The 22,570-nt window shown below is 71.3% G+C and carries 24 protein-coding genes and 1 pseudogene; 9 read left to right on the forward strand and 16 right to left on the reverse strand.

Annotation, left to right across the window (positions count from 1 at the left end):
- The first annotated feature begins 712 nt into the window (after positions 1 to 712).
- Both HS104_07335 and tmk read left to right on the forward strand, forming a co-directional pair.
- On the forward strand, positions 713 to 1,594 hold the full coding sequence (locus HS104_07335) for a pantoate--beta-alanine ligase (protein ID MBE7479781.1): 882 nt from the start codon (positions 713 to 715) through the stop codon (positions 1,592 to 1,594).
- 5 nt (positions 1,595 to 1,599) lie between these two features.
- Entirely contained in the window at positions 1,600 to 2,250 is a 651-nt protein-coding gene (gene tmk / locus HS104_07340; protein MBE7479782.1) for a dTMP kinase, read from the forward strand.
- On the opposite strand, the gene HS104_07345 is transcribed toward tmk, so the two are convergent.
- Both HS104_07345 and HS104_07350 read right to left on the reverse strand, forming a co-directional pair.
- Positions 2,228 to 2,770 carry a hypothetical protein gene (locus tag HS104_07345; GenBank protein MBE7479783.1) on the reverse strand — a complete coding sequence of 181 codons (543 nt, stop codon included), beginning with the start codon at positions 2,768 to 2,770 and terminating at the stop codon, positions 2,228 to 2,230. The genes tmk and HS104_07345 overlap by 23 nt on opposite strands.
- Positions 2,767 to 3,630, reverse strand: a complete 864-nt coding sequence (locus HS104_07350; protein ID MBE7479784.1) for an alpha/beta hydrolase — start codon at positions 3,628 to 3,630, stop codon at positions 2,767 to 2,769. Before HS104_07350 ends, HS104_07345 begins: the two co-directional genes overlap by 4 nt.
- 59 nt (positions 3,631 to 3,689) lie before the next feature.
- On the opposite strand from HS104_07350, the gene HS104_07355 reads away from it, so the two are divergent.
- On the forward strand, positions 3,690 to 4,232 hold the full coding sequence (locus HS104_07355) for a hypothetical protein (GenBank protein MBE7479785.1): 543 nt from the start codon (positions 3,690 to 3,692) through the stop codon (positions 4,230 to 4,232).
- Between the two features lies 1 nt (position 4,233).
- Here HS104_07355 and HS104_07360 read toward each other — a convergent pair whose 3' ends face one another.
- On the reverse strand, positions 4,234 to 4,575 hold the full coding sequence (locus tag HS104_07360) for a hypothetical protein (protein ID MBE7479786.1): 342 nt from the start codon (positions 4,573 to 4,575) through the stop codon (positions 4,234 to 4,236).
- Here HS104_07360 and HS104_07365 point away from each other — a divergent pair.
- Positions 4,529 to 4,876: pseudogene (locus HS104_07365) on the forward strand (3-hydroxyacyl-CoA dehydrogenase). The gene HS104_07360 and the pseudogene HS104_07365 sit on opposite strands and share 47 nt — an antisense overlap.
- Before the next feature lie 250 nt (positions 4,877 to 5,126).
- On the opposite strand, the gene HS104_07370 reads toward HS104_07365, so the two are convergent.
- From HS104_07370 to HS104_07395, 6 genes are all read right to left on the reverse strand, one after another.
- Positions 5,127 to 6,254 (reverse strand): hypothetical protein, encoded by a 1,128-nt coding sequence (locus HS104_07370; GenBank protein MBE7479787.1) that lies wholly within the window; start codon positions 6,252 to 6,254, stop codon positions 5,127 to 5,129.
- Positions 6,251 to 8,179 carry a protein kinase gene (locus HS104_07375; GenBank protein MBE7479788.1) on the reverse strand — a complete coding sequence of 643 codons (1,929 nt, stop codon included), beginning with the start codon at positions 8,177 to 8,179 and terminating at the stop codon, positions 6,251 to 6,253. The genes HS104_07370 and HS104_07375 overlap by 4 nt, the downstream gene beginning before the upstream one ends.
- A complete protein-coding gene (locus tag HS104_07380; GenBank protein ID MBE7479789.1) occupies positions 8,176 to 8,871 on the reverse strand; it encodes a YcbK family protein in 696 nt (231 codons plus the stop codon). The genes HS104_07375 and HS104_07380 overlap by 4 nt, the downstream gene beginning before the upstream one ends.
- A gap of 9 nt (positions 8,872 to 8,880) precedes the next feature.
- Positions 8,881 to 9,756, reverse strand: a complete 876-nt coding sequence (locus tag HS104_07385) for a hypothetical protein (GenBank protein MBE7479790.1) — start codon at positions 9,754 to 9,756, stop codon at positions 8,881 to 8,883.
- 80 nt (positions 9,757 to 9,836) lie between these two features.
- On the reverse strand, positions 9,837 to 10,703 hold the full coding sequence (locus tag HS104_07390; GenBank protein ID MBE7479791.1) for a hypothetical protein: 867 nt from the start codon (positions 10,701 to 10,703) through the stop codon (positions 9,837 to 9,839).
- 7 nt (positions 10,704 to 10,710) lie between these two features.
- Positions 10,711 to 11,016, reverse strand: coding sequence for a YfhL family 4Fe-4S dicluster ferredoxin (locus HS104_07395; protein ID MBE7479792.1), 306 nt, complete (start codon positions 11,014 to 11,016; stop codon positions 10,711 to 10,713).
- A 131-nt stretch (positions 11,017 to 11,147) separates the two neighbouring features.
- On the opposite strand from HS104_07395, the gene HS104_07400 reads away from it, so the two are divergent.
- From HS104_07400 to HS104_07410, 3 genes are read left to right on the forward strand one after another with little or no spacing between them, the layout of a single operon-like run.
- A complete protein-coding gene (locus HS104_07400) occupies positions 11,148 to 11,804 on the forward strand; it encodes a hypothetical protein (protein ID MBE7479793.1) in 657 nt (218 codons plus the stop codon).
- Positions 11,801 to 12,784 carry an ABC transporter permease gene (locus HS104_07405; GenBank protein ID MBE7479794.1) on the forward strand — a complete coding sequence of 328 codons (984 nt, stop codon included), beginning with the start codon at positions 11,801 to 11,803 and terminating at the stop codon, positions 12,782 to 12,784. Before HS104_07400 ends, HS104_07405 begins: the two co-directional genes overlap by 4 nt.
- Entirely contained in the window at positions 12,781 to 13,602 is an 822-nt protein-coding gene (locus HS104_07410) for an ABC transporter permease (GenBank protein ID MBE7479795.1), read from the forward strand. Before HS104_07405 ends, HS104_07410 begins: the two co-directional genes overlap by 4 nt.
- A gap of 276 nt (positions 13,603 to 13,878) precedes the next feature.
- Here the strand turns inward: HS104_07410 and HS104_07415 are convergent, their stop codons facing one another.
- The 7 genes from HS104_07415 to HS104_07445 form a co-directional block, all read right to left on the reverse strand.
- Positions 13,879 to 14,721, reverse strand: coding sequence for an ABC transporter permease subunit (locus HS104_07415; protein MBE7479796.1), 843 nt, complete (start codon positions 14,719 to 14,721; stop codon positions 13,879 to 13,881).
- Positions 14,718 to 15,110 carry a hypothetical protein gene (locus HS104_07420; GenBank protein MBE7479797.1) on the reverse strand — a complete coding sequence of 131 codons (393 nt, stop codon included), beginning with the start codon at positions 15,108 to 15,110 and terminating at the stop codon, positions 14,718 to 14,720. Before HS104_07420 ends, HS104_07415 begins: the two co-directional genes overlap by 4 nt.
- A 1-nt stretch (position 15,111) precedes the next feature.
- On the reverse strand, positions 15,112 to 16,017 hold the full coding sequence (locus HS104_07425; GenBank protein ID MBE7479798.1) for an ABC transporter ATP-binding protein: 906 nt from the start codon (positions 16,015 to 16,017) through the stop codon (positions 15,112 to 15,114).
- The gene (gene nosD, locus HS104_07430) at positions 16,014 to 17,348 is read right to left on the reverse strand and encodes a nitrous oxide reductase family maturation protein NosD (protein MBE7479799.1); all 1,335 of its coding nucleotides are present in this window, start codon (positions 17,346 to 17,348) and stop codon (positions 16,014 to 16,016) included. The genes HS104_07425 and nosD overlap by 4 nt, the downstream gene beginning before the upstream one ends.
- Positions 17,345 to 18,076: a cytochrome C gene (locus tag HS104_07435; protein ID MBE7479800.1), complete on the reverse strand. Its 732-nt coding sequence runs from the start codon at positions 18,074 to 18,076 to the stop codon at positions 17,345 to 17,347. Before HS104_07435 ends, nosD begins: the two co-directional genes overlap by 4 nt.
- A gap of 25 nt (positions 18,077 to 18,101) precedes the next feature.
- On the reverse strand, positions 18,102 to 20,063 hold the full coding sequence (gene nosZ, locus HS104_07440) for a Sec-dependent nitrous-oxide reductase (protein ID MBE7479801.1): 1,962 nt from the start codon (positions 20,061 to 20,063) through the stop codon (positions 18,102 to 18,104).
- A gap of 220 nt (positions 20,064 to 20,283) precedes the next feature.
- A complete protein-coding gene (locus tag HS104_07445) occupies positions 20,284 to 20,853 on the reverse strand; it encodes a fasciclin domain-containing protein (GenBank protein MBE7479802.1) in 570 nt (189 codons plus the stop codon).
- A 121-nt stretch (positions 20,854 to 20,974) separates the two neighbouring features.
- Here HS104_07445 and HS104_07450 point away from each other — a divergent pair, with 121 nt between their 5' ends.
- Both HS104_07450 and HS104_07455 read left to right on the forward strand, forming a co-directional pair.
- The gene (locus tag HS104_07450; GenBank protein MBE7479803.1) at positions 20,975 to 22,084 is read left to right on the forward strand and encodes a HEAT repeat domain-containing protein; all 1,110 of its coding nucleotides are present in this window, start codon (positions 20,975 to 20,977) and stop codon (positions 22,082 to 22,084) included.
- Positions 22,044 to 22,565 carry a TerB family tellurite resistance protein gene (locus tag HS104_07455; GenBank protein ID MBE7479804.1) on the forward strand — a complete coding sequence of 174 codons (522 nt, stop codon included), beginning with the start codon at positions 22,044 to 22,046 and terminating at the stop codon, positions 22,563 to 22,565. Before HS104_07450 ends, HS104_07455 begins: the two co-directional genes overlap by 41 nt.
- The last annotated feature ends 5 nt before the right edge of the window (positions 22,566 to 22,570 follow it).

Consider the following 22,570-nt stretch of genomic DNA (forward strand, 5'->3'; position numbering starts at 1 on the left):
GCGTCGCCGAAGCGTTTGACGAGCATGCCGATGACTCTGCGTTGAGTGCGACCTGTTCGAGGCACAGATGAGCTCACCGCTGGCACGCAGAGCGCGTTTCGAGCACCGGAAAGCGTCGCGCGTCGTCGCGCGCACGAACGCGCACGAGCGCGTCACCACGCGCGAGCGAGAGGCCCTCACCCGCGTGGTCGTCGAACGCGAACGCGCGTCGCTCGAGAATGCGTCAAGAGAAATCGACGTCTCGATGCTCTTTCCTTCAGGTCACCGTACGCTGAAACGCTGCTCGCACGCCCGCAAACAAACGGGCGTGCACGGGATGCCCTTGGTGGTCTTTGTCAGCGGCAGCGCCGTGGGTCCGGAAGCTGCGCGTCGAGCTCGAGTCCGATGGCGCTCCCTCCAGGCAGCTGCACGCAGTGCCGCACTCGCGGTCATCGAGCTCTGCGTCGTGCGCTCGACCGCTGCGCCGACGCCGCCAGCGCTTCACCAACGCCCGGCGCCACCCGAGAGCCACGCCCCGACCTCCAGCGCCGGCCCGTCCTGACCTCGAGTGCGAATTTGCGCCTGCTCGCGCGCCGTACCCGTGACCGTCCTCAACTCTTCGAGAACGCGTCGCTTCTCAACCTCTGTCCGGCCCGACTACCGAGCGGGACTGCAAGCCCGGGGGGTAATCGTAGCCGCCGCGCCGCGCCTGTGCATGAATCCGGTGCCTTCCATGCCGCTCGAGCTCTGCCGGACCGTCGCCGACTTCCGTGCTGCCTGCGACGGCGTGCGGGCGCGGGGGCGTCGGCTCGGCCTGGTGCCGACCATGGGCGCCTTGCACGCCGGGCACATCGCCCTGGTGGGCGAAGCGCGCCGCAGGAGCGACGACGTCGCGGTGACCATCTTCGTGAACCCGACGCAGTTCGGTCCGAGCGAGGACTTCGCGAAGTACCCGCGAACGCTCGAGACGGATCTGGAGAAATGCGAGGCGGCCGGTGCGGCGCTGATCTTCGCGCCGGAGGTAGCCGAGATGTACCCTGCGGGTGAGAAGACCCGCGTGCGCGTCGACGGGCTCACGGAGCATTTCTGCGGCCGCTCGCGCCCCGGTCACTTCGAGGGAGTGACGACCATCGTGGCCAAGCTGTTCGCGGCGGCGGGCCCGTGTACGGCGGTGTTCGGCCGCAAGGACTACCAGCAGCTCAAGGTGATCCAGCGCATGGCGAGGGATCTGCTCCTCCCGGTCAGCGTCGTCGGCCACCCGACCGTGCGCGAGCCCGACGGACTGGCGCTCTCCTCGCGCAACGCCTACTTGTCGGCGGAGGACCGCGAACGAGCGCTGGTGCTGTCGCGCTCGCTGGCGGCGGCGGTCCGCCGCTTCGAGGCCGGGGAGCGCAACGCCGGCGCGCTCCGCGGACCGGTCGAAGCGGCCGTCGTCGCTGCCGGCCTGAGCCCGGACTACGTGACCTTGGCCGACAGCGAAGAGCTCGAGCCCTTCGCCGACGACGCGAGCGTCGGCGAGCGCGCCGTGCTGGCGCTGGCGGTGCGGGTCGGCGCCGCGCGCCTCATCGACAACGTGGTCCTGGGCGAGGACGGCCCGCCGGGAGCCGCGGCGTGAGCCCGGTGCGCGGGCGCTTCGTCGTGCTCGAAGGCATCGACGGTGCCGGCACGACGACTCAGCTCGGACGGCTCGCTCGAGCGCTCGAGGCTCGTGGTCTCGCGGTCCACCAGACGCGGGAGCCCAGTGACGGGCCCGTCGGTGCGTTGATTCGCCAGTACCTGCGCCACGCCGTGACGGGGCCGAGCGGCGAACCGCGCACGGCGAGTTGGGACAGCATGGCGCTCCTGTTCGCCGCCGACCGCGTCGATCACGTCGCGAGCGAGATCGAGCCGAAGCTCGCGGCGGGCGCTTGGGTCGTCTCCGATCGCTACGATCTCTCGAGCCTGGCGTACCAGTCGGTCACGGCGCCGAGCGAGCAGGTGGTCGAGTGGATCCGCCAGCTGAACGCCCGGGCGCTGCGCCCGGATCTCACGCTGGTGGTGGACGTCCCCGCGGAGCTGGCCGAGCAGCGCCGCGGCGCTCGGGGCGGGAGCGAGGAGCTGTACGAGAAGCGCGAGCTGCAGCGCCGCTTGGCGGAGATCTACGCACAGGCCGAGCGCTTGGTGCCCGGTGACCGCCTGGAGCACGTCTCGGGCGTCGGCAGCCCCGACGAGGTGGCGGGGCGGGTCTTCGCTGCCGTCGACCGAGCGCTCAGAACACCCAGCCCACCGTGAAGTCCAGGCCGAGCGTGGTCTGCGTGTTGGGTGCGAGCCGACCGTCTTCGTCGAAGTCGTGGAGCACGTCCACGGACGCTGCGACGCTGAGCTCCTGCAACCCCCAGAGAACGAAGCGGTTGCCGAACCCGAAGCGCTCTTGGACCTCCCACATCGCGCCGACGTGGCGGTCCGTGGGCACGTAGCGGACGGAAGTGCGGGCGGCGTCGAGCGCGAGCGCCAGGTACGGGCCTGCCATGCCCGCGTAGCCCGACGCCCAGTCGCGACGCGTGAGCCAGAAGCGTCCCTCGCTGAGCACGGTGACGGTGTGGGAGCTGAAGTCTTCGCGCGCGGCGCGGCGCGCGCCGAGCCCGCCGGCGACGCTCCAGCGCTCGGCCAAGTAGCGCTCGTACTGCACGCTGAGCCCGCTCGAAGCCAACGCGAAGGGTTTGTGGGAGATGGCGTTGCGCTTGCCCTGGGGCGCGGCGCCGGCTGCGCAGGGCAAGACGAGCACCATCAGCGCCGCGAGCCAGCCTCTCATGGCTCACCGATGTGGCGTGCCAGAAAGTCGGCGATGACCAGCCAGGCCTCCGGCGTCTCGAGCAGCACGCCGAATTGCAGCTCGCCTGGATCGGCGCCGGGCTGAACCAGGTGGCCGCCACCCGCCAAGCGCAGCTCGTCCGCTTCCGTGCCCACGGCGCGCAGGGCGTCGCGCATCCAACGCGACTGCTCGGGCACGCCGATCCAGTCGCCGCCGCCGCTCACCAGCAAGAACGGTGGCTCCCCGGGGTCGATCTGCGCGATGGGCGAGGCCTGTTGGTACTTGTCGGGGAGCTCCTCGAGCGTCCCGCCCATGAAGTCCTGAACCCACTCGACATCGGCGCGCGCGCGCAGATCGTGGGCGCCCGCGCCGGGGATGACCGCGGCTGGGCGCTCCGGTGGTCCCCACTCGCAGTCGGGCTCGATGCTCGGCTCGTTCCAGGCCACGCCGAGCAACGAGGCGAGGTGACCGCCTGCCGAGTAGCCCACCACGGCGATGCGCTCCGGGTCGATGCCGTAGTCGCCGGCGTTCTTCTGGAGGAATGCCAGCGCACAGGCCGTGTCGCGCGGTCCGTTCGGGAACGCGCCCTCGGGCACCAGCCGGTAGTTGATGCTGGCCGCCACGTAGCCGGAGCGTGCGAAGCGGCGCGCGGCATTGGTGAAGTGGCGCTTGTCGCCGAAGCGCCAGGCCCCGCCGTGGATCAACATCACGGCGGGCTGAGCGCCCGATTCGTCCGGCAGGTACAGGTCCAGCTTCGTCGAGTCGCCGTAGCGGGGGTCGTAGGGGACGTCGTCGATCTCGGTGGGCGCCCGGCAACCCAGCGAAAGCAGGCAGACCAGAAGCAGGGCCCGGCGCCTCATGCTCCCGAGCATAACCCCCAAAGTTGCCTGGCTGGCCAGGGCCGGCCCATATTCCAGGCGTGAAGCCCGGGCTGATTCGCCTTCTTCCCTTTGCCCTCACCCTGGTCGCCTGCGGAGCGCGGGAGAGCGAGGCGGAGTATCCGCCGAGCGACGTGCTGGTCGAAGAGGCCGACGCCGAGGACGCCATGAACAGCGAGCCGGCGCGGCCGGCGCCGCCCGCGGGGTCGCTCTGGCGCGACGAGGTGCACGCCACCGTGGAGGCGGGCCTCGGGTGGTTCTTGCAGCGCGTGGAGGTCGAGCCGTCCCTGGAGGCTGGTCGCTTCCGAGGCTTCCGGGTCGTGCAGCTCAAGCCGCCGGACTTCTGGCAGGGTGTGGACCTGCGCCCGGGCGACGTCGTGCTCAGCGTGAACGGCATGCCCATCGAGCGCGAGACGCAAGCCTACGCGGCGTTCCAGTCGCTGAAGAACGCCAACGAGCTGCGCGTGCGCTACCTGCGCGCCGGGCGCGAGCGCGACCTCGTCTACCGCATCGTGGATCCGCCGCCGGAGCCCGAGGCGAAGGTCCGGGCGGACGACACCGTCGCCCGGAACGCCAAGCGCTGACTCACTTGTCGACGCAGCTGCCGGACTTGGTGCCCGAAGAGCCGGTGCACGAGGCACCGCTCGGTACGAGGCAGGCGATGGCCGGGCAGATCACGCCGACGTTGCAGCCCGAGGTCACCCAGGAGGTCTTGAGCTGTTGCAGCTTGGTGATCTCCGCCGTGTTGGCCGGGTTCGCATAGGTCGAGCAGGGGCAGGCGAGCTGATCGTCGACCAGCACCGTGCACTGCAGCGTCGGAAGGAGCGTGCTGCACTCCTTCGCGGCGGCGAGCGTCGTCTTGTAGTCCGCTTCGAGGCCGCTGCACGAGCTGCCGCCCGTGCCCCCGGTGCCGCCCTTGCCGCCCACGCCGCCGAAGCCGCCGATGCCGATGCCGCCCGTACCTCCGGTGCCGCCCTTGCCTCCGGTGCCGGCGGTTCCGCCGGTTCCGCCGATGCCGATGCCTCCGGTGCCGCCGGTACCAGTTCCACCCGTGCCGCCGCTGCCGCCCGTGGCCGAGCCGCCGGCGCCACCGCTGCCGCCGGTTCCAGGGCTGCCGCCGGTCCCCGAGCCGCCGCCGGCACCCGCGCTGCCGCCGGTCCCCGCGCCGCCGCCGGCGCCCGCGCCGCCGCCGGCGCCGCGCGCGCCGCCGGCGCCCGCGCTGCCACCCGAGCTAGTGCCGCCGGAGCTGGTGCCGCCGGAGCTCGCGCCGCCGGAGCTCGCGCCGCCGGAGCTCGCGCCGCCGGAGCTCGCGCCGCCGGAGCTCGCGCCGCCCGTGCTCTTGCCGCCGCTGCCGTCCGAACCGCCGTCGTCGCCGCCGCACGCCGCCGGCAACCCCACCAACACCAGCGCGCCCAGACCAAGCCAGATCTTCTTCATGTCGTCACCCGATCCCACGAGTGAGGATAGCCGAGCGTCACTCAGGACGACAGCTGGAACTTGGCGACCGCGTCCATGAGCGCGCTGAAGCGCTGGCGATTGAAGTGGGCGCCGCTGGTCATCCAGTCCACGTGGCGCCGCTCTTTCTCGTCATCGTGAAAATGTCCGAGCACATCCAAATGATCGCCTTCGCCACACCACACGAGATCGCCCCACAGCTGGCTCAGGGTCGGCACGATGCCGTCGCTGCTCTTGTCCGTGACCTCCTCGCGGATCCCGACCTTCAGCAGCACCTGCTGCTCGGGCGTCGGGTTGGCGTAGGGGTACATCTTGTGACGTTGGCTGGTGAACTGGTAGAGCGTCGAGTACATCGCCGCGGTGAGCGCCGCGTAGGGTGAGCGCACCTTTTTGGCGAAGCGGATGGCCTGCGGTGCCGGCGCTGCGGTGACCACCGAGCCGTAGCGGATGTTCGGGTTGTCCTCGGCGGTAGCGTTGAACAGGTCCATGGCCTCGGGCATGATCTGCACGACGCCGCCCTGATCGCTGCGGATCTTCTCCAGGAAGCCCGAGATCTCGCTGCGCCCGCCTTTGTCGACGAAGCGCAGGATCAAGTCCGTGGCTCCGCTGATCAGGCGCACGTCGCCGCCGAAGAGCTGCTCCACGCTGCCGAGCGCCGCCAGCAGCTTGGAGAAGACTGCCAGCGAAGGCTCACCCACCGACAGCGACACCACGGTGAGCAACGACAGCGCGTACAGGACGCGCGTGCCGGACACCGTGGCGAAGTAGCTCGCGAGCGGCGTGCCGTAGTGCGGCGTGTTGAGCGATATCGCGCTCACCACCCGCGGGCGCCAGCGCAGCCGCTCCGCGTCGCTCTGCAGATCCGTGGTGGGAGAGAGCACCAGGCGCACGTCGAGCCCTCCGGTGGAGTGCCCCACCAGATGGATCGGACCTTCGCCGCTGGCGCTTGCCCGGACGGCCTTGGCGAGCATGCGCGCGCGGTGCCGGAGCGACGACGTGGGCGGCGTTGGGACGACTTCTGCCACGAGCTCCACCCCGGCGTCGGCGAAGCGCTGCTCGAGCGCGACCCGCACGTGGTGGAAGTAGTCGTAGCCGGCCAGGCTGCCGAAGCCGAACATGCCGGGCACGAAGTAGACGCGGTGGGTCTTCATCCCGCGGGGAGAGTACTCCGGGCGAGCGCATCGAGCGCCTCGAAATCCGCCTCCGCGCTGCCGTGGGCCGGGGACAGCGGGAACCCGAGGAGCGTCTCGCCACCCCGGCGAATCACATGGGAGGAGTCCACGGCGCCATGAGCGGAGCCCGCTCGGTGCAGCGCCGCGAGCGCGTCGCCGAGCTCGCGGCGCTCCTGCGGGTCGAGCAGGGTAACGCGCTCCCCGCTCACGACCTCCACCCAGACGGCGCTCTTATCCGGCTGCACGCAGAGGACGCTGGCGAGCGCTCGGTGGTCGGCGCGCGCGAAGGCGCGGGCGCGCTCTGCGGCGGCGCTCGCCAGCTGGAGCACGTAGACGTCGCGCTCGAGCCAGCTGTCGCGGTAACGCACGCCGTCGATCAGGGTGAGCCTGCCGCGGGCGCTCGCGGCGGGGTGCGACACCGGCGCGACGCTCGCGGGCCGGCGCGGCGGCTTGGTCCGCGGCCAGCTCGACGCGGCGAGCAGGTCGCGCGCCTCGAGCGCGCTCTCGGGTCGCGCGGGCTCGGGGCCGATCAGGCGCCGCACCAAGTCCCGCTGAGCGTCGCCGAGCTCGTCCGAGAGGAAGTCGCGGTCTTCTGCCGGCGGGGCGTCGGTCAGCGCGTGCCAGAGCAGCGCCCCCACGCCGTAGACGTCGCTTCGGGCATTGGCCGGCGCGCCCGCGCGCTGCTCCGGCGCCATGTAGGCCAGCGTGCCGATCACGCCGCTGGTGACCGTGGCGGCGGCGTCGGCGACGTGGGCCGTGCCGAAGTCCGCGAGGTACGCGGCGCCGGCGGCGTCGAACAGCACGTTGGCCGGTTTGATGTCGCGGTGCAGGATGCCACGGCGGTGGGCCTCCGAGAGCGCGCCGAGCACGGCGACGGCGATCTCGACGGCGCGCGCCGGCGAGATCGTGTCCTGCTCGAGCAGATCCGCGAGGGAGCCGCCGGCCATCCACTCCAGCACCACCGCCGGGCCCTCGGGGACGTAGCCGCGGAGCGGTACGATGGCGGGGTGGCGCAGCTTGCCGAGCGCGACGGCCTCGCGCTCGAAGCGCACCAACGCGTCGCGACCCGCGTCGCGCAGGGACGCGGCGGAGAAGAGCTTGACGGCCACCTCGCCGCCGGCGACCAGATCCAGAGCCCGCAGTACTCGCGCGGTCGGAGTGCGGGCGACGTCCGCGACCACGCGGTAGCGCCCGAACAGCACCGACTCACCGGGCTCGGTGGCGGGCGAGCTCTGGGCCCGTGCCTGCGCCTGCGCGCCGAGCGCTCCAAGCTCGGGTCCGAGCTCGGCGACTGCGTCGGTGAGGCCCAACGCGGAGAGCGCGCGAGAGAGCAGCGGCAGCGCTCGTGCGCGCTCCGGCGCGCTCTTCGGGATCCTCTGGAGCACACGCACCGCGGCGTCGTGTCGCGCGTGCTCCAGGTAGAGCTCCCCGAGCATCAAGTGCGCTTCGAACCCCGCCGTCTCGTCCTCAGCCGCCTGCTCCAGGCAGCGCGCCGCCCGGCGCGGGTCGGAGGCCGCGCGGTGCGAGCGCGCCGCGTCGAGCCAGGCCCCGACGCGCTCGAAGGCGCCGGCCGCGGCGCCCGGGTCGCCGAGCGCGAGCCAGAGCCGCGCCGCGCTGGCGAAGCGCCCTTGGTCGGACAGCTGCGCGGCGAGCAAGGCCGCCTCGTGTGGGGTCTTCGCGAGCTCGCTGCTGGCTCGGGCTTCGAGCTCGGGGGACGCCGCCCGGACGGCGAGCGTCATCGCTCGGCGGGCGTCGCCCGCGGCGAGGGCAGCGAGCGCCGCGCGATCGTAGCGGCAGGCCCGCTCCCAGAGCCGCGCCGCCTCGGCGTGCGCGGCGCTCGACTCCGCCAGCTCAGCCGCCTCTTCCAGCCGGTCGCTCCGTTCGAGCTCGGCGACGGTCTTCATCGAACGCCGGGTCGTGGGCTCTTCCGCGCGACCTTCTTCGCGGGCTTCTTCTGCTTGACGGGGCGGCTGCGCTCTCCCGGGCCGCTCGAGTCTACCCAGTAGTGGGGGCTCTCGCGCACGTCCACGTGCACGAAGCCGCTCCTCGGATAGAGCCCGACGCCCGTGTTGCCGAGCGAGCGCGCGTAGGCCGCCAGCTTCGCGTCGTCCACGCCGGGGAGCACGATGTCGGCGGCGCGCCCGCGCGCGTGCTGCGAAGCGCCGCCGGCGCGATACGCGCTGACCACCCGCACGCAAGGTGCGTCGAAGTGCCGTTGCAGCCGGTAGAGCAGATCGAGCAGCTCGGCATCGGCGGCGCGGTCGCCGCCGCGGTGTGTGTCCCGGAGCACGCTCGTCGCGCGCGCGCGCTCCGCTTCGCTGAACCCGCCGCCGTCGCCCAGTGCCTCGAGCTCGACTCGCTCCTTGGTGTTGATGTTCTCCAGCACGAGCTTCGGGCGCCCCTGCGCGTCCAGCGGAGCGCGCGCGGCGTCGTCCTTCGCGTGCCAGCGGAGCACGTGGGCGCGGTAGGCCGCGCCGGTGGCGCGTCGCGCGGTCGGGCGAGCCTTGGGCTTGGCCTCGGCCTCGACGGCGAAGGCGACGAGGCTCGCGCACAGCGCGAGCAGGATCGACGAGCGCGCTGCCGGGCCGATCCGCATGGGGCGGGCTCAGGGCTTGAAGGTCACGCTGGCGCCGAGCTCGAACTGGAACCAGAGCTCGCCGAAATCGACGCCAGGGGCGCGGAAGCTGGCGGTCCGGATGCGCGAGAGCGAGAAGCGGCCGGCGCCCGAGTGGACGAGCTTGCCCGCCGGAATGGTGCCGGTGCCCATGTCGTCGCGGAAGGCGCAGGCGACGACGCCGTCCTGGGTGGCGAGCTCGGCGACCACGATGTCGCCGCTCGCGCCCACGCCCCAGGTCACGTCGATGGGCGCACCGGTCCCGAGCTCCTTGACCTCGGCGAGGGCGACGCCGCCGACCGCCACGCTGTCGAGCTCGACCGGAGCCTCACGGGTGATGTTGAGGGCGGGCATGGAAGGACCGCCGACCGTGCGGACGGAGTACGAGCTCGCGGCAGGGAAGGCGGAGGCCGAGCGATCTCGCGAGGCGTAGAGCACGCCGGCGATCTGCTCGGTGACGGTGGGGAAAGCGTGAGGGGCCAGGGTCGTCTCGCTGCCGGGTGCGCCGACCCACACGTCGCCGGCCTCGAGCAGCTCGACGCGACCGACGCCCGAGAGCGGCGGCGCCGCGTCGGGGCCGAGGCTCTTCTCTCGGCACTGTCCGAGCGCCGGCATCGCGGCGCGCAGCCCGAGCAGCTCGTACAGCGGTCGCGAATCGACGTCCGCCGGCACGCGCACGAAGCCGGCGAGCACGTCGGCCCGCGCCGCGCTGCCGTCGGCGGCGACGGAGCGCTGCACGGTGACGAGCGCGTGGGCGCTCGAGGCGGTATCCGCGTCCGTGCTGTAGCTCTCGAGCTCGGCGGAACAACCCAGCGAGAGCGCGCCCAACAGCGCGAATACACTTGACCGACCGGCGACCGGGTTCACGCTCGCTATCCTAGGCCCTGGGCCGGGGCCGGGCAACGGCCCCCGGAGCAAATGGGCGATATGTCGGAGATTTCCCCGGTTCACTTCCATAGGTTCAAGATCACCGCCGCCCCGGGGGCGAGCGTCACTCCGTCCAGCTTGGCGCTGTGGCGGGCGCGTCCGCCCGTCGCGCCGGTGAGCTGAATCGAGCCGTTGCCGGACTGGTAGCCGGCGTCGAGCTCGACGGCGACGGTGACCGGGTGGATGGAGACACCGAAGCCGAGCACGCCGAGCGCGAACCAGCGCTCGGCCTCGAACGGCGCCTCGTCCGCCTGCGTCGGATCGGTGTCGATGCGGATCACCGCGGTGCCGCGCAGCCGCTCGTAGCCGCCCCGTCCGCCCACCCAAACCTGGAACAAACTGGCGGTGCTGCGCCAGCCGACCAGGAGCGGAACGTCGAAGCCGAAGCCGGAGACGCCGCCGACGTCGAGACCGGGGACTTGCTCGTCGCTGCCGCCTCGGGCCTCGGTCGGAGGATCGCTGCCGGGCCGCGCCAGGACGCCGCTCGCGCCCAGGCCCGCGCTCGCGGCGAGGCTGTCGTTTGCGAGAGCGTAGCGTCCGTCGATGCGCACCGCGCGCCCGCTGTAGGTCATGCCCGCCTCCGCCGAGTAGCCGAGGCCTGCGCGCGCTCCCACCCACGGCGCGAGCCCGGGTGCGAGCAGGCTGTGCGCCAGCGCCCCGCCCACGTACCGGTCCCGCTCCGCGTCGGAGTCCACGGCGCCGTCGCTCATCGCGGCCCGCGCGTCGGCGATGCGCGAGTCCGCGTCGCCGGTCACGAACTGGGAGCTCACGCCCGCTCCCATCGCCACGTGCTCCTCGGGCAGCGGGTGCGCGGGGTGGAGCAGCGGCGCGCCGCCGCCGCATCCGGCGCCAAAGAGCGCGCTCATCACCACGGTCAGCCGCCTCATCCTCATCTCACTTTCGGAAGCGCGACGGCACCTCGCCGCGCTGGGCGCGAGCTTGGAGATCCGGGTCGTTCGGGTGCAGGCGGAGCGCACGCTCGAGCAGCACCGGCTCGGTCTCCACCCGGAGCGGATCCGGCAGGCAACACTTCACCGGGCAAACCGCCTGACAGGCCTCGTGGTCGAAGTAGCCGACGCACTCGGTGCAGCGCTCCGGGTCGATCTCGTAGATCTCGTCGCCCTGGCTGATGGCGTCGTTCGGGCAGTCGGGCTCGCACGCGCCGCAGTTGATGCAGTCGATCGTGATGTGTGTGGCCATGCCGCGGGCGCGCCCATGCTGCTCATAGAGCGCTTTTCCGCCCGATGGAACCCGAGGTGCCGCGGGGCCCGGGGGCAAACGGCGTTTCGTCGTGACTTTTCCGGTGAGGTCGCTAGAGTCCGCCCGCTCAGATGGCGCGTCCCGACCTCGATCGCTGGGCCTTGCTCGCCGCTCTGACGGCGTCTCTGGCGTTCGGCTGCAAGCCGGAGATCGGCGACGAGTGCTCGGTGTCCACGGACTGCTCCAACGTCGGTGACCGTCTCTGCGACACCACGCAGCCGGGCGGCTACTGCACCATCTTCAACTGCGAGCCCGGCACCTGCCCCGAGGAGGCCATCTGCGTCGCGTTCTACACCTCCGACAGCTTGGTCTGCCAGGACCCGCAGGAAGAAGATCGCCTCCAGCGCACGTTCTGTCTGCGCAGCTGCGGCGGCAACGGTGACTGCCGTTCCGGCTACGCTTGCGAAGACCTGAGCGCCAAGGACAACCCCTGGGGAGCGGAGGTGGTGGAGTGGGGCTCACCGAGCGGCAAGGTGTGCGTCGTGCCCTACTCGGGGACTCCGCTGCCCGAGAATCCCAACACCGAGGTCTGCACCGGCACCGACGCGGGCTTCGACGTGAAGCCCTGGCAGCCGGACGCGGGCGCGCCGGAGGACGCGGGGAGCGACGCGCCCGCTGACGCCAGCGAGGGCGGCAGCGACGCGGGCGATGGCGGCGCCGACGGCGCCAGCGACGGCGGAGCGGGCGACGCCGCCGACGCCGGGACCGACGCCTCCACCGACGCATGACCGAGCGCTCGGGCGGGAAGCTCCACGACGCGTTCGTGGCGGCGTTCCGGCTCGGAGCCACGGTGCTCGGACGCACCGGCGGCGCCCTCCTCACGCTGGTCGCGCTGGCCAGCCTGACGTTTCTGGCGCTGCGCCTTCTGCCGGGCGATCCCGCAGCCCTGGTCCTCGGGGAGCAGGCATCGGAGAGCGATCGCGCGCTCTTGCGCGCAAAGCTCGGCCTCGACCGCTCGCTGCCGGTGCAATACGCGCGCTTCCTCGCGGGCCTCGTGCGGCTCGATCTCGGCGACTCGCTGGCGCGCCCGGGGACGGCTGCCTTCGACGAGGTGGGGCGCGCCCTCGGTCCGACCGCGGCACTGGCGGGCAGCGCCGTCTTGATCGGCGCGCTCGCCGGCATCGCCGCGGCGGTCTTGTGCGTGGGGCCCTGGCTCGGGCCGCGGCGCGAGTGGTTGCACCGCGCCGTGCTCCTGGTGGCGGCGACGCCGCTCCTGGCGTTCGCGCCCCTCGCCACCTTCGTGCTCGCGGTGCGCCTGCGCTGGGTGCCGCTGCCCGGCGATCCGGAGAGCGGCGCGAGCGGCCTGCTCTTCGCGGCCGGACTGCTCTCGCTGCCTCTCGGAGCGCAAGTGGCGCGCATCGGTCGCGCCGCGCTGCTCGATCTCGGGCGCGCGAAGTTCCTGGACGTGGCGGCGGCGAAAGGCGGCTCGGCCTTCCGGGTCTGGGTGGTGCACGCGCTGCCCGCCGCTTCCGCGCCCATCTCGGTGGTGATCGCCGCGCAGCTCGGCGCGCTCCTCGGCGGCGCGGTGGTGCTGGAGCGGCTCTTCGAGCGCCCGGGCCTCGGCACGCTGATGCTGAGCGCCTACGCGGCGCGGGACATCCCGGTGCTCGAGGCCAGCGTGGTCGCGGCGGGCCTGCTCTTCGTCGCGGTGCAGGCGCTGGCCATCGCGGTGCACGCCGCCATCGATCCGCGCGGGAGGGAGCAGTGACCGAGGACCTGCGCACGACCCGGCGGCGCAAGGCGGCTCTGTCGGCGCTGGTCCCCGCGCTGGTCTTGGCCGTCGTCTGCGCGCTCGTCGCGCTCGCGCTCGAGCGCTCGCCGTCGCGCCTGAGCCTCCCGCTCGCCTGGGCTCCGCCCAGCGCCGAACGCCCGCTCGGGTCGGGCGACGCCGGCGTGGATCTGTTGGCCCTGGTCAGCCACGCCACGCTGCGCGCGCTCGCGCTCGCGGCGCTGGTCTCGCTGTTCGGCTTCCTGGTGGGCACGCCGCTCGGGGCCGCGGCGGGCCTCGCGCGCGGACGCTTCGAGCGCTGGACGCTGCGCGCCTGCGATCTGGTGCAGTCGTTCCCGACCTTCCTCCTGGCGCTGGCGGTGCTGTCCGCGGTGAGCACGCCGTCGCGCCTGCACATCGGCCTGGTGTTCTGCGTCACCGCCTGGGCGCCGTTCGCGCGGGTGGCGGCGGCGCAGGCCCGCATCCTGGGCGAGTCGCAGTTCGTCGAGGCTGCCAGGGCGCTCGGGCTCGGTCGCGCCGCCATCGTGCTCGTTCACGTGATCCCGAATTTGCTCGGTCCGGTCGCGGTTCAGATCGGGACCTCGGCCGCCGGCGTGGTGCTCGGCGAGACGGCGCTGGGCTTCGTCGGCCTGGGCCCGCCGGACGGCGTGAGCCTGGGCGCGCTGCTCGAGCAGGGCACGCTGGCGATGTTGCGCGCGCCTCACGTGCTGGGCGTGGGCGTCGTCGCGGTGATGCTGGTGAGCGGGACCTTGCAGCTGGCGAGCGAGGGCGTGCGGCGCTGGGTGCACGTGGAGTAGGTCACGCTCTTCATCTCGCTCCGCGGACTGGCCCCCAACTCCTCGCGTCGCTTCCGCACGGTTCAAACAGCCGGCGCCCGGATTCGCCGGGTCTTCTCACTCTCCTCTCTTTGGCCGATCGTGATCTGATCTTGCCAAGCCCCATGGCGTGATTCCGGGCCCGGCCTGCGGCCGAGTGCTCGCACCAGCTTCTGTTCTGCTTCTGAGCCCGTCCCCGCTCTTCCTCTTCTACCTGCCCGTACTCGTACTCGTACTCGTGCTCGACTCGCGCTGGTCTCACGCCACCAGATCAGCCCGCGAGAGCCGTCGCGCCGCCAGCATCAGGCACAGCGAGCCCAGCACGACGGGCCAGCCGACCCCGACGAGCAGCGTGAGCTTCGAGCCGAACGAATTCGCGAGCCAGAAGCCCACCGGACCGAGCACGCCGAGCTCAGGGTCGACTCCCGAGAGCAACGCGACCCGCGCGGCCTCCACCGGGTTCGCGGCGGCCAGGGCGAACACCGCCTCCGGCGCCAGGCGGAAGCGCAGGAGCGCGCCGATCAGCGCGAAGTCGTGGAGCGCCGCGCCCACCACCCACGCCAGGAGCGCGTACACCGTTGCGCGCTCGGGCGTGGGCGCCAGCGAAGAGGCCAGGAAGCCGATGCCGAGGAACGCCCAGGACAGGCCCGCGGTGACCGCCAGGCTGCGCAGGACCAACGGCAAGAGCGCCTCGTCGGAGCCGGTGACCAGGCCCGTGACGAGCGTCCCGAGCAAGAGCCCTGCGAGGGGCCCGAGCACGACCACGACCCGCGAGGCGATCACCGCGACCAGCCAGTCCTGCCGCCGGCAGGGCTGGGCCAGCACCAGCTCGAAGAACCCGGAGGTGCGCGCGCGCACGATGGTCTGGCTGGACGCGACCAGCGCGACCAGCGGCACCGCGATGACCACCGCGTTGGCGACGTTCAGCACCACGCGGGACAGGCCCGTGAACCCCAGCACCGTGGACTCGCGCAGCCCGAGCCAGACGAACGCCGCGAACACCGCGCCGTAGACCGCCGCCGTGAACACCACCCAACGCGAGCGCAAAGCGTCGGCCATCTCGAGGCGGAACAGGGCGTTCTGGCGATCGGACTGGCTCATGGCTTCTCCGCGCGCTTCTTGGCGGCGCGCTCGACGTCCGCGAAGCTGGCGTCGCCGTCCGGCGCGTGAACGAAGCCGAAGTCCATGGGTGTCTTGCCGCCGGTCTTGAACTTCGCGCTGCGCGCGTCCACCCAGGTGCCGGCCGCGTCGCGCACCCACATCTTGGGCGGGCTGATGTTGCGTTCCAGCACGTAGGCGGCCAGACAGCCGACGTCGTCGAAGTACACCCGCGTGCCGTCCGCGGTCACGAGCTGCGCGGCGTGGGGCGGCTCGCTGACCAGCATGGCGCAGCTGCCGCAGGGCTGCTTGCCCCAGATGGGGTCCTTCGGCGCGTCGGCGGACTCGCAGGCGACCAGAAGGGCCATCAGGGCAAGGGCGAGCCTCTTCATTTCACACCACCTTGAGCCGCGGCTCGCTGGCTCGCTCGGTCAGATCCAGCTCGTCCACGTGGTAGACGCTGAGGTCGGAGATGGAAGCGCCGTGCTCACGCACCAGGCGCGCGACGATCGCCACCTTGTCCGTCTGGGTCACCAGGGACTCGAAGCGCTCGGCGCCCGCCGCGCTGAAGCCGCTCTCCAGGAGGAAGGCTCGCACGCTCTCCGGCGCGGCCTTCGCCAGCGTGACCTCGACGCGGAAGCGCTGGCGATCGGCCAGGAGCTCCTCCACGGAGGCGTCGCGCTCGATGCGCCCCTCCCGGAGCTCGACCACACGGTCGACGAGCTGCCGCACCTCGTCGAGGCGGTGGGAGCAGAGCAGGGTGACGTGGTGCTTGGGGCGGGCGTCCAGCTCCGCGAAGAACGCGGCGCGTGCCTGCGCGTCCAGGTTCGCCGTGGGCTCGTCGCAGACCAGGATCGGCGCCTCCGCCGCCAGCGTCAGCGCCGCGAGCACCTTCTGCTTCGTCCCGCCGGAGAGATCCCGGAAGCGCACCTTGTCCACCTCGGAGAGCACCAACCCGAGCCGGCTCGCGCGCTCCGCCACGGCCTTCGGCTTCACCTCCCGGAGCCGGCAGATGGCCGCCACCACCTCCCGCACCGGCGCCTCGATGGGCGGCGCGATCTGCGGCATGTAGGCCACGCTCTTGAGCGCGACCTCCGGGCTCACCGCCACGTCCACGCCGGCGATGCTCACGCGGCCGTCCACGCGCAGGAGGCCGAGCAGGCTGCGCAGGAGCGTGGTTTTGCCGGAGCCGTTCGAGCCGATGAACGCCACGCGCTCTCCCGGGTCGATGCGCAGGCAGACGTCGCGCAGCGCGACCACGCGGCCGAAGGACTTGCTGACGTGCGAGAGCTCGATCACGGTCGCCTCCGCCCGAAGCTCGGCGTGCCGTCCGAGAGGAGCTTGCGCTGCGAGAAGGTCGGGACGGCTTCGGAGATGGCGTCCACCAGGCTCATCGCCACGGTGCCGCGGAAGAAGCGCAAGACCGGGCGCGCGTCGGTGAGCTCGCCGGACAGGCGCTTCACCTCGAAGGGGACGTCGCCCTGGCCGTCGCGGTTCAGATCGTAGCCTGCGTAGTCCGACCAGTAGTTGCCGGAGAAGGTCAGCGCCAGCATGTCGCCGCCTCCGTCCACCTCGCCGACGGTCCCGTTCCCATGCATGTCGTTGTCTGCAAAGCGGATGCCGCGGTTCGAGCCGTGGGTGCGCAGCGCGACGTCGTTCAAGGCCAGCACGTTCCGCTCGAAGCGTACCTCCTGGTTGGGCGAGCGCGGCGTGTGATCGAGGTAGATCCCGGTGGTGTTGGCCACGACCCAGTTGTCGTCCAGGACGACGGCTTCGCTCTCCTTGAAGCCGAAGCCCATTCCGGCGGAGCCCTTGGCCCCCGCGAGCACGTTGCCCTTGGCAAACACCCGCGAGCTGTACATCACGAAGATCCCCACCTCGTTGTCGATGAAGCGACCGTCCTTCGAGGCCGAGTCGTGCGCGTACATGAAGTGCGCGCCGTAGCGGCTGCCCCGCACGGTGAGCCTCTCGAGCGTCACGCCCCGCGAGTACCAGACCACCACGTCGCGGGCCCGCTCCACCAGCGACGCCCGGACCACGGAGTCGTGGGACTCCCAGATCTTGATGCCGTCGCCGCGCAGCTCCTCGCCGGCCGTCCCGGCGACGTGTACGCCTTCGACCAGGCAGCCGTGACAGATGGCGAGCTGGATGCCGAAGAGCGTGTCCTCGGTGCGCAGGTTCCGGAGCACGATGCCCTTTCCGGTGGCCTTCACGCCCGAGTCTTCCTGGGTGTGGCGCCGGCCGGAGTCGCGCAGCGTGAGGTTCTCAACCGTGACGCGATCGGCCTCGATGCTGAGTACGGTGCCGGCGCCGGAGCCGTCGAGCACGCTCTGCCCCGTGCCGCGCAGGGTGAGCGGGCGCTTGACCTCGAAGTCGCCGTGGTAGACCCGCGCATCGAGCCAGATCTCGCCGGGGCCGCTCGGGTCGCCGAGGAGCTTGCCGAGCTCGGCCTCGTCCCGCGCCAGCGCCGCGCCGGGCGGGGGTACGAGGGTCGCCGGGCCCCTGGGAGTCGGCAGCTCACCCGGCGCGTGCCAGCTCGGGCGCAGGTTCTTGGCTGCGACGAGCGTCAGCGCGAGCCCCACCGCGGCGGCGGTAGCCCAAGCTGCTCGCCGCCGCGCGGAGGGGGTCATGGACTTGCGCCTGCCTTCGGTCCGATGAAGGCGTCGCGGCAGACCGCGCCGCAGCTCCCGGCCTTCGCGCAGCCCGCGCACACCCGGCCGCGCACGATGGCCGCAGCGGCGAGCGCCACGAAGGCGCCGACGGCGAGCCAGAAGCCGGTGGAGGGTTGCGCGAAGGTCATGAACTGGCCGATCTGTCCGTTGCCGAAGAGCTGCGGGGTGAACGGCGGCAGGCGGATGGGCGCCTCCGGGTTCATGTTGTGGCCGAAGCGGTACATCCAGTAAAAGCTGTCGGCAAGGAACACGAACGGGAAGCTGAAGCCGACGACGGCGAGCAGCTTGCCGAGCTTCTTTCCGGCCAGGAGCGCCACCACCACGACCGCGATGGCCAGGAACGCGACGCCGTAGCCGGCGAGCTGGCGCTCGAGCACCGCGGCCTTCGTCAGGCTCTCCATGCCGATGTAGTGGTTGAGGATGTCCACCTCCTTCGCGTCGCCGGACACGCCGGTGAGCGAGATGACCATCTTCAGCCCCTTGGGGTACTGCGGCGCGTAGAGCTTGATCCACCACCAGGGCTGGAAGAACGACGCGACCTGAAGCCCGACCGCGGCGAGGCAGAGCGCTATCACGCTCCACCTCGCCACCGTGCGGCGCGGGGCGGGCTCGGGTTTCACGACCGCCAGGTGGCGGTGGCCATCGTCAACTTCGACTTCGTGCTCGAGATCCGCCGTCGCGGTCATGTCAAGTGCTCGACGATCTCCCCCGTCACTGACCCTTGGGTTTCACCAGCAGGTAGCCCGCCATCTCCAGGTGGAGCGCCGAGCAGAACTCGGTGCAGAAGAACGGGAACACTCCGGGCGTGTCGGCCTTGAAGGTGATGTTCTCGTGCTTGCCGGGCTCGAGGCTGACGTTGATGTTGTACATGTTGAGCGCGAAGCCGTGGACCTGGTCCTCGGCGCTTTCGAGGCTGGTGATGTGGAGGTTCACCGTGTCGCCTTCGTTGACCTCGATCTGGTCGGGGACGAAGTGGCTGCGGATCGCGGTCATCCACACGTCCACCGTGGTGCCGTTGCGGGTGATCTTCGCCGACTTCTCGTTGAGCGTCGCGTTGGGATCCACGTGACCGGTGTAGGGGTTCTCGCCGGGTTTGTAGGCGCTGATGGGCTTCAGCTTGTCGACCTTGATCATCTGCGAGTAGTGCGGCTCGCCGAGGCCGATCGGGGCGTCCACCAAGATGCGCATCTTGTCACCCGTGGTGTCCACGAGCTGGAAGTTCTGCGGGTAGAGCGGCCCGACCTTCGTGAACCGGTCCATGCTCATCTTGTTCATGGCCACGACGTATTTGCCGTCGGGGCTGACCGTGTCGCCCTCGGCCGCCATGATGTGGCCGATGTTGTAGTGCACCGGCAGCTTCTCCACGGTCTTCAGGTCCTTGACCGACCACTTGGCGACCACGCTCTCGATGAACACCGAGGTGTAGGCGAAGCCCTTGTCGTCGAACACGGTGTGGAGCGGCCCGAGGCCGATCTCCACCTGGCCGCGAATCGCGTCCTTGAAGGCCATGATCGGCACGCCGTAGGCGTCCTTGCCCTCGAACTTCTTCTCGTCGATGAGCGCCTTCATCTTGGCGAAGTCGTAGACCGTGGCGTGGGTGTCGAGCTTGCCGCCGACCACGACGGCGGTGCCGTCGGGCGTCACGTCGCAGCCGTGGGGGCTCTTGGGCTCGCCGACCAGCGTGAGCACGCCCTCGGCCCCGGTCACGCTCATCGGCAGGACCTTCACGCCCTTGATCGTAGTGGCCTTGCCGTCCTTGACCAGCTGCTCGGCCTTCTTCCAGTTGATGACGTGCAGGTAGTCCATGTCGTTCTTGGACGCCCCGCTCTCGATCGGCGGCTTGCCTTCCAGCGTGCCTCCGGTGGCCATCTCGGTGTTGAAGGAGTTGACGAAGGCCCAGCCGTCGCTGACCAGCTTACCGGCGTCCGCCAGATCCTGAGTGTAGGGCGGGAGCTCGATGCCGAAGCTCTTCTCGGGGTCGATGCGGCCCTTCTCCTTGTCGAACTTCCAGAACATCGCGAGGCCGCGATACTTCTCCTTGTACTCGCTGATCGGCGCGTAATCGCGGCCGAGCGGGGCGGGGTACTGGCTGGTCTCGATGACGTACTCGGTGTTGGGATCCACGAACGCGCCGCCGTGATCGCTGGCCACCAGCGGGTTTGGCACGATCTGCTTGGTCATGAAGTCGGTGAGGTCCACCACCGCGACGCGACCGTTGGACTTGTCGTTCACGAACAGGTACTTGCCGTCGTAGTCACCCTTGGTCTCGCTCAGGTTCGGGTGATGCACGTCGGCCCAGCTGAGCTTCCGGTTGCCCTGGTTGCCGGCGGCGAGCACCTTGTCGCTGTCACCGCCGTAGCCGTAACCCTGCCAGGGCTCCGGCGCGAAGACCGCGATCACCTTCAGGATGCGCATCGACGGTACGCCGATCACGATCACCTGACCGGAGTGACCGCCCGAGGCGAAGATCATGTACTCGTCGGACTTGCCGCCCGGCACGTAGGTCTTCACCGCGGCCTCGACGTCGGCCTCGCTGAGGCCACGAGTGTCCATCAGCTGCTTGAGCGACGCGGACGCACCCAGGGCGCCGCTGGGCGCTTGGGTGGCCTTCTTCTCCGCCTTGTTCTCGCAGGACGCCGCCGCGACGGCGATGCCGAGGACTGCGCCCCCCATGATGAGCGCCTTACCGATCGAGAGTTGCATGAAGAGCCTCCGGGTCTCGCGGCACGTCACGAGCAACTGCCGTGCCGCGAATTTCGTGGGGGCTGACATCCGTCATGCCCCGGGTTCGAGCTGTCGTTTCGTGGATAACGGTGTCCGTTGTGGGTCTGAGAGCCGCGCGCGGCTTGCGTGCGACAATTCGCCGCACGCACGGCTTGCGCGATTTCGGGAGCTATTTCTTCGGCGGCAGGAGCACGCCGTCGACGACGTGGACGATGCCGTTCGAGGCCCGGATCGAGGCCACGACGTTGGCCTCGTTGATGCTGATCTTCCCGTCCTTGACCTTCACGGTGGTCTTCTGGCCGTTGGCCATCGACAGGGTGTCGCCGTCCTTCAGGTTGTCCGCGTCGTAGACCGAAGTGGTCACGTGGTACTTGAGGATCTCGCGCAGATCGTCCTTCTTCTCGGGCTTGACCAGGCCGTCCACGGTGCCCGCCGGGAGCTTGTCGAAGGCGGCGTTGGTCGGCGCAAAAACCGTCAGGGGCCCGGCATTCGCCACGGAGGGCACGTAGTCCGCGGCCTTGAGCGCCGTCACCAGCGTGGTGTGGTCCTTCGAGCCGATGGCGATGCTGACGATGTTCTTGGGGTCGAGGGGCGGCAGGTTCGACTGCGGCGCGGGCGCGCTCGCCGCCGCAGGCGCCGCGGTGCTCTCCGCCGCCGCGCTGCCGGTGGTCGAAGCTTGGGGGTTGTCGCAGCTCACCGCTGCCAGGGCCAGTCCGACGATGATGATCACCTTGTGCATTTGAGCTCCTCCGGCCGGGGACAATGGATGCCTGAATCCGTTGAACCGCGCCCCCCGCAAGCACTCCGCGTGCCAACGCCAGGTTGGCGACCCCAGGCTGGGGGGCTAGCCTCCGCGCCTCATGTTCGGCCTGTCCCCATTGCCACGGACCCTCGCCGCGGCGCTGCGCGACGCCGGGGACAAGAAGCTCGAGGTCCGGGTGTCGGCGGTGCGGGACCTGGGGCGCCATGCCCGAGAGGGAGCGGACGTCGCGGTCGAGCGACTGCGGCGGGTGCTCTCGGAGGACTCGGCCGTGGCCGTGCGCGCGGAGGCGGCGGTGGCGCTGGCGGACGCCGGCGCGCGGGCGGCGCTGCCCGCGCTGGTGGAGGCCGCGGGCCGGGACGATGCGCCGCGCGTGCGCCAGATGGCGCTGGTCGCGCTCGGTGAGCTCGGCCAGGCGGACGACGAGGACGCCACCCGGGTGATCGAGCGGGCGCTCCGTGACGAGCAACCGGAGCTGCGCTTCCAGGCGTTGATCGCCTTCGCTCAGCTGCAGGGGGCCGGAGCGCTCGACGTGCTCCACCGCTTCGTGCGCGACGAAGATCCCCACGTCCGCTACGTGGCGCTGCGACTGGCGGAGGAGCGCTGGCTCGAGAGCGGTGACGTCGAACTGCCGGAGCGCTTGGGCAACGCCGCGCGCGCCGCGCTCGACGACACGGACACGAGCGTGAAGCTGGCCGCGGCGCTGGTGCTCGGGCGAGCGGGAGACAAGAGCGGCGCGAGCGTGATCGTGGACGCGGTTCGGAGCGGTCAGGGCGCCGCGGAGCCAGAGGACGCGGAGGCCGCCATCGAGCTCGCCGGGGCGCTCGGGTTGGACGACGCCCGCGGCGGGCTCGCGCGTCGTGCCTTTGGTGTGTTCGGGGTGAGCCGTGATCCGTTCGCGTGGCAGGCACGCGTCGCGCTGGCCCGCCTCGGCGACGCCCGGGCACGGCAGGCGATCCTGCGGGGGCTCGGTTCCTGGTCGCGAGATGCACGCACGCTGGCGGTGGCCGCCGCCGGGCGCGCGCGGCTCGCCGAGGCGCGCCCGCTGCTCGAAGCCATGCAAGGCAAGCCCGATCGCGCCGAGCCGAGCGCGGTGGAAGAAGCGCTCGGGCTGCTCGCCCCGCCCGAAGGCGTTGACGCCCGGACCGACCGCGGCGAAGACGAACGGCATGATTCAGCTCCGCGACAAGACCCTGGCCCGGATCCGTGACGAGCTCCTGGAGGTCGGCCAGCCGCCAAGCGTCCACTTCATGAAGGCCGCGGCGGACGACGACCCGTTCGCAGGCGATCCGGACGCCAAGGCGCGCTTCGAGGCCTTGTTCGAGGTGATGTGCCTGATGGTGATGGCGGACGGCAAGGTCACCGACAGCGAACGCGAGGTGCTCCGCGGCGCGGTGCGCGGGCTGACGCAGCACGCCGTGCGCACGCATCACATCGAGAAGCTCTTCGAGCAGTGCGCCGAGCTCGCCAAGCAGGGGCTCGAGGCCCGGCTCGCGGCGGTGGCGCCCACGCTGAAGGAGGACCCCGCGCTCGTGGACGCGGCCTTCTCCTTGGCGGCTGCGTTGGCCTTCGCCGACAGCGAGATCGAGGACAGCGAGAACGAGGTGATCAACGCGCTGGCCGAGGCGCTCGAGCTCGACGACGACCGCACCACGGAGCTTCTGAACATGCTCGAGGCGGAATCCGAGTGACGGCG

The sequence above is a fragment of the Polyangiaceae bacterium genome (assembly GCA_015075635.1).
GTDB lineage: Bacteria > Myxococcota_A > Polyangia > Polyangiales > Polyangiaceae > JADJKB01.